The organism is Rhodococcus sp. (in: high G+C Gram-positive bacteria) (genome assembly GCF_049591685.1).
Classification (GTDB): Bacteria; Actinomycetota; Actinomycetes; order Mycobacteriales; family Mycobacteriaceae; genus Rhodococcoides.
The window spans coordinates 1-6,227 of record NZ_JBAWFH010000100.1 but is presented as its reverse complement, the minus strand read 5'-3'; the positions used below and the strand labels follow the sequence as shown (position 1 = coordinate 6,227).

Here is a 6,227-nt window from a genome sequence, read left to right as displayed (position 1 = left end):
CTGCTGGGTAGCGGCGAACGGCAGCGTCGGCTCGACGCTCCGTCACTGCGTCAGGCGCTCGTCGATCTGCACGAGTTCTGGCTGACCACCAAGGGTGCCGAGCTGGGCATCAAGCCCGATTCCGGTTTCGCGATCGTCGCGGTGGGCGGGTTGGCGCGGCGCGAACTGCTGCCGCACTCCGATCTCGATCTCATTCTGCTGCACGACGATATGAGTCCCAAGCTGGTTTCCGACGTCGCCGACGCGCTCTGGTATCCGCTCTGGGACGCGCACATCAAGCTCGATCACAGCGTCCGCACCGTTCCGCAGGCGCTGCAGGTGGCCTCGGCCGATCTCACCGCCGCACTCGGCATGCTCGAGGCCCGCCACATAGCCGGTGACGTCGAGCTCAGCAATCTCCTGATCGGCGGTGTGCGACGAGAGTGGCGCACCGGCATCAGAACCCGCTTCGACGAGCTGATCACGCAGACGCGGTCCCGCTGGGTGCGCAGTGGCGAAATAGCACACCGGGCCGAGCCGGACCTCAAGAGCGGCCGCGGCGGACTGCGCGACGTACAACTACTGGACGCGTTGTCGATCGCGCAGCTGACGAACGGCATGCCGGGGCTCGGTCCCGAATCTCCCGGAGGCGGACTGGCTTTCGCACACGGGCGGCTTCTCGACGTACGCACCGAACTGCATCGCGTCGCCGGACGCGCCAGGGACCAGTTGCAGGCTCAGGACGCCGACGAGATCGGTGCGGCCTTACGCATCGGTGATCGATTCGACCTGGCAAGGACGTTGAGCGACGCAGCCCGAACCATCGGTTACTCGGTCGATGTCGGCCTGCGGACCGCGGGTAACGCGCTCCCGCGCAGGGGGCTCTCACGCCTGCGCCGCGTTCCCGTACGACGGCCCCTCGACGAAGGAGTCGTCGAACATGCCGGTGAAGTGGTGCTCGCTCGCGACGCCAGGCCCAACAAGGATCCGGGCCTGATCATGAGGGTTGCCGCAGCATCCGCCCACACCGGTATGCCGATGTCTGCCTCGACGCTGAACACGTTGTCGGACGGCGCTCCCGAGCTTCGTGAACCGTGGCCGAAGGAAGCGCTCAACGATTTGCTGGTGCTGCTCGGCTCGGGTCGGCGGGCCATCGCCGCGATCGAGGCTCTCGACCGCACCGGTCTGTGGGGTCGGTTGCTTCCGGAATGGGGCGCCGTGCGCGACCTTCCGCCGCGGGACGCCGTTCACACCTGGACCGTGGACAGGCACCTCGTCGAGACCGCCGCCTACGCCGGCGCGCTGACGACCCGTGTTGCTCGACCGGATCTGCTGGTTCTCGGAGCCCTCGTTCACGATATCGGCAAGGGCCGCGGAGGCGACCACAGCGTCGTCGGCGCCGACCTCGCAACGCAGATCGGAAACAGGCTCGGACTCTGGCCTTCGGATGTGGCGCTGCTGCATTCGATGGTGCGCCACCACCTTCTTCTGCCTGAGACGGCGACGCGGCGAGACCTCGACGATCCCGAAACCGTGCGCACCGTGGTGGACAAGCTCGGAGCCGACTCGGTACTCCTCGAATTGCTTCACGCACTCGCAGAAGCCGATTCGCTGGCGACCGGGCCCGGCGTCTGGGGCGACTGGAAAGCGTCGTTGATCCGCGAACTCGTCCGACGCTGTCGCATGGTCATGGCGGGGGAGACGTTGCCGACGCCGGATCCGGTCGACCCGGCCTATGTGGCGCTCGCCGAAAAGGGCGGTGTACACGTGGTTCTCGAACCGACCGACGGATCGCACACGTACGTGGTCACCGTCGTCGCTCCCGATTCGCCGGGCTTGCTGTCCGACGCCGCGGGCGTGCTTGCACTGCACTCGCTGCGGGTGCTCTCGGCGTCCCTCGGCAGTCACGAGGGTTCGGCGGTCAACACGTTCGTCGTCGCCCCGTTGTTCGGTACGCCGCCACAGGCGGGTCTGCTTCGGCAGGAACTCATCCGCGCACAGGCCGGCGAGTTGAACCTCGTTGCGATGCTCGACGCCAAGGAGAAGGACGCGCGGCTGTCGGTGCCGGAGGACGTGTTGTCGGTCGCCGGACCGGCCGACGACGACACCGACTCCTCGGTTCCGGTGATGTATGCGCAGGCTCCTCCCCGGGTGCTGTGGTTCGACGCCACCGAACCCGGTCGAGTTGTGCTCGAATTGCGCGCCGAGGATCGACTCGGGCTGCTGTGTCGTCTCGCCACGGCGCTGGAAGCGCTCGGTGCGGACGTCCGTTGGGCGCGGGTGGCGACGCTGGGCACGTCGGTCGTGGACGCGTTCTGCATCGATCTCGCCGGCTCGGACAGTCGCGCCACCCGTGAGCAGATCGAAGGGGCGTTGCTCGCGGTGGTGCCGGCTCCGGAACCGGCCAAGCCGCCGGAAAAGCCGGAGGGCATCTGACTGGACGGCATCGCGTGAGCCCCGAATCCGACGGGTGGTTGTGAATATTCACCAAGATCCGGTTACGGTGTCCTGCGGCGAGATCGTTTTGTTACGTTCTCTCCGCAGGACACATTGGTAACGAGAGCGGAATGCTTCAGATCGACCGCGGGTCGGATCGGCTGAAGATGCCTCGCCGACGAAACGATGAGGTACACACTGTGGGATCCCACCGGCGTTCGAACATCTACGTTCCGCCAGAGACCGACTCGGCCACCCCGCGCGGTCGGCATCGGGCCAAGGAAGAGACCAAAGACTCGGCGATGAAGACCGCTACCGTTGTTGCGGCCACCGGGGCGATCGTCGCGGGAGCTGTGCAAATGGGTACCGGAACCGCGTCCGCAGCCCCGCTGCCTGCGCCCGAGATGCCCGCCGCCTCAGCGCCGTTCGTACTTCCGCAGGGTTTGTTGCCCGCAGGATTCGAGCTTCCGCCAGGGGTGCAGCTTCCCGACCTCTCTCATCTTCCCGCGCTCGGGTTGCCCGATTTGGGTGCTTCTACACAGGATTTGCTGCAGGGCTTGCAGCCGCTGAAGGAGAAGGCAGTGCAACCGGTGTCCGGCGTCCTGACGTCGAGCTTCGGGCACCGCTGGGGCACCCAGCACGGCGGCATCGACATCGCAGCCCCGATAGGGACGCCGATCCGCGCCGCTTCCGACGGCGTCGTCACGGCCGCAGGGCCTGCTGCTGGATTCGGCCTGTGGGTCAAAGTGCGCCACGCGGACGGCACGGAAACCGTCTATGGACACGTCGATTCTTTCTCCGTCACACCGGGGCAAACCGTGTCGGCGGGTCAACAGATCGCCACCGTGGGCAACCGTGGACAGTCCACCGGCCCCCACCTCCACTTCGAAGTACACGACCCGTCCGGGGTCAAGATCGATCCCGCCGGGTGGCTCGCGGCCAACGGCGTGTCCGCGACATGGAACGACACAGCTCGCAACGCCTGACCTGAACCTCGTTGCACACCGACGCCGGGCACTCGGTGTCAGCGCGTACCGGCGCCGGGCACTCGGTGTCCACGCCTGGCGGCGTCGGGCGCTAGTCTGGAGCCGTCTGCTAGACCCACAGGCTCAATTCTCTATCGGCTCAGGAGTGCAATCGGTGTTCGAATCCCTTTCCGACAGGTTGACCGGGACCCTCAAGGACCTGCGTGGTAAGGGTCGACTGTCCGGTGCCGACATCGATGCGACTGCGCGGGAGATCAGGCTTGCACTGCTCGAGGCCGACGTCGCACTGCCGGTGGTCCGCGAGTTCATCACCCGGATCAAGACTCGCGCCAAGGGCGCCGAGGTGTCCGGAGCGCTCAATCCGGCGCAGCAGGTCGTCAAGATCGTCAACGAGGAGCTCGTCGGAATTCTGGGCGGCGAAACCAGGCGGCTGACGTTTGCGAAGACCCCGCCGACCGTAGTGATGCTCGCGGGTCTGCAAGGCTCGGGTAAGACCACACTGGCCGGCAAGCTGGCGAAGTGGCTCAAGGATCAGGGCCACACCCCACTTCTGGTTGCCTGCGACCTCCAGCGTCCCGGCGCTGTCAGTCAGTTGCAGATCGTCGGTGAACGCGCAGGGGCCACCGTGTTCGCGCCGCACCCCGGCACGTCCATCGGCGGCGGAGACAACGCCCTCGGTGTCACAGCAGCCGATCCCGTCGAGGTCGCACGCGCGGGCATCGCCGAAGCGCGCAGCAAGCAATACGACATCGTCATCGTCGACACCGCGGGTCGTCTCGGCATCGATACCGAGCTGATGAACCAGGCCGCCGGGATCCGCGACGCTGTCGAACCCGATGAAACCCTGTTCGTTCTCGACGCCATGGTCGGTCAGGATGCGGTCAGTACCGCGCAGGCCTTTCGGGACGGTGTCGGTTTCACCGGAGTCGTACTCACCAAGCTGGACGGCGATGCCCGCGGCGGAGCGGCGCTCAGCGTCCGCGAGGTCACGGGTGCGCCGATCATGTTCGCTTCCACCGGTGAGAAGCTCGAAGATTTCGACGTCTTCCATCCTGATCGCATGGCCAGCCGCATCCTCGGAATGGGCGATGTGCTCAGCCTCATCGAGCAGGCCGAGCAGCATTTCGATGCCGAGCAGGCCGAGGCGACCGCGAACAAGATCGGTTCCGGTCAGCTCACCCTCGACGATTTCCTGGAGCAGATGATGGCTGTCCGCAAGATGGGACCCATCGGCAACCTGCTCGGCATGCTTCCGGGCGCAGGCCAGATGAAGGAATTGGCCAACGTCGACGAGAAACAGCTCGACCGAGTGCAGGCAATCATCAGAGGCATGACGCCGCAGGAGCGGACCGACCCCAAGATCATCAATGCGTCGAGGCGGCTGCGAATCGCCAACGGGTCGGGCGTCAAGGTCTCCGACGTCAACCAGCTCGTCGACCGCTTCTTCGAGGCTCGAAAGATGATGTCCGCGATGGCCGGTCGCATGGGAATGCCCGGTGCGCGCAAGCAGGTTCGCAGCAAGAAGGGCAAGAAGGGCAAGAAGGGTGGGCGCGGACCCACTCAGCCGAAGATCCGCGGCGGTCTGCCTGGCATGCCGGGTGGTATGCCTGCCAGCATGCCCGACCTGTCAGGTATGCCCAAGGGTCTCGACCAGATCCCACCTGGCCTCGAAGGAATCGATTTCTCTCAGCTGAAGCTGCCGAAGAAGTAGGCCGTGTCCGCGTTCCACGTTCGGGGACGGACCCTCCCCAGTGGCGATCCGATCGAACTGTGGATTCAGGACGGGGTCATTACGCTGGAGCCCGTTGCCGACGCGGACACCCTCTGCCGGGAGGGCTGGATTCTTCCGGGTCTCGTCGACGCCCATTGCCATGTCGGTATCAGGTACGGCGGCGGGCACGAGGATCTTCCGGGTGCCGTGGAGCAGGCTCGAACAGAGCGTGACGTGGGCGCTCTACTGCTTCGTGACGCCGGGTCGCCGATCGACACCCGTGAGCTCGACGATCATCCCGACCTTCCCCGGATCATCCGGGCGGGCCGTCACATCGCGTCGCCCAAGCGCTACATTCCTGGCCTTGCGATCGATATCGAGGACGAGGACCAACTTCCCGAAGCCGTTGCACAGCAAGCACGCTCAGGGGACGGCTGGGTCAAAATCGTCGGAGACTGGATCGATCGCGGCGTCGGTGACCTCAGGCCGTTGTGGAACGACAAAATCCTGAAGCGCGCCGTCGATGCCGCTCATGCCGAAGGAGCTCGCGTCACGGCACACGTGTTCGGTGAGGACGCGCTGCCCGGCCTGATCGACGCGGGTATCGACTGCATCGAGCACGGCACCGGATTGACCGACGAGACCGTCGAGATGATGGCGGCCCACGGCACGGCGTTGGTTCCGACGCTCATCAACATCGAGACGTTTCCCGATATCGCCGCGTCCGCCACGAGGTACCCGATCTACGCGCGGCACATGCGCGCTCTGCATGCCCGGGTGGCCGAGACGATCGGGCGGGCCCACGACGCAGGCATTCCCATCTTCGCCGGGACGGACGCCGGCGGATCCATTCGGCACGGCCGCATCGCGGACGAGGTCGCCGCTCTGGGGCGTGTGGGGATGACGGCCACCGAGGCGCTGGGCGCCGCGAGTTGGACGGCGAGGTCGTGGCTGGGATGGCCGGGCCTCGAGCACGGCGCGCCGGCCGACCTGATCGTCTATTCCGAGGATCCGCGCCGAGGGCCGGACGTGCTGTCGGCTCCTGATCTCGTGGTTCTTCGCGGTGTGCCGATTTCGAGGGTCACGTGACTCCGGCGGACGAGGAGCGCGAGGTG

At 66.2% G+C, this 6,227-nt stretch carries 4 protein-coding genes; all 4 read left to right on the top strand.

The window, feature by feature from the left end; genetic code table 11:
• Positions 1–2,415 (top strand): [protein-PII] uridylyltransferase (locus WBQ44_RS04585; protein WP_495565552.1); only part of this gene is annotated, 2,415 nt, incomplete at its 5' end.
• Between the two features lie 200 nt (positions 2,416–2,615).
• Positions 2,616–3,401 (top strand): M23 family metallopeptidase, encoded by a 786-nt coding sequence (locus WBQ44_RS04580; protein WP_495565551.1) that lies wholly within the window; start codon positions 2,616–2,618, stop codon positions 3,399–3,401.
• 154 nt (positions 3,402–3,555) lie between these two features.
• Positions 3,556–5,112 carry a signal recognition particle protein gene (gene ffh, locus WBQ44_RS04575; RefSeq protein WP_495565550.1) on the top strand — a complete coding sequence of 519 codons (1,557 nt, stop codon included), beginning with the start codon at positions 3,556–3,558 and terminating at the stop codon, positions 5,110–5,112.
• A 3-nt stretch (positions 5,113–5,115) separates the two neighbouring features.
• On the top strand, positions 5,116–6,201 hold the full coding sequence (locus WBQ44_RS04570; protein WP_495565549.1) for an amidohydrolase family protein: 1,086 nt from the start codon (positions 5,116–5,118) through the stop codon (positions 6,199–6,201).
• Positions 6,202–6,227 lie beyond the last annotated feature (26 nt).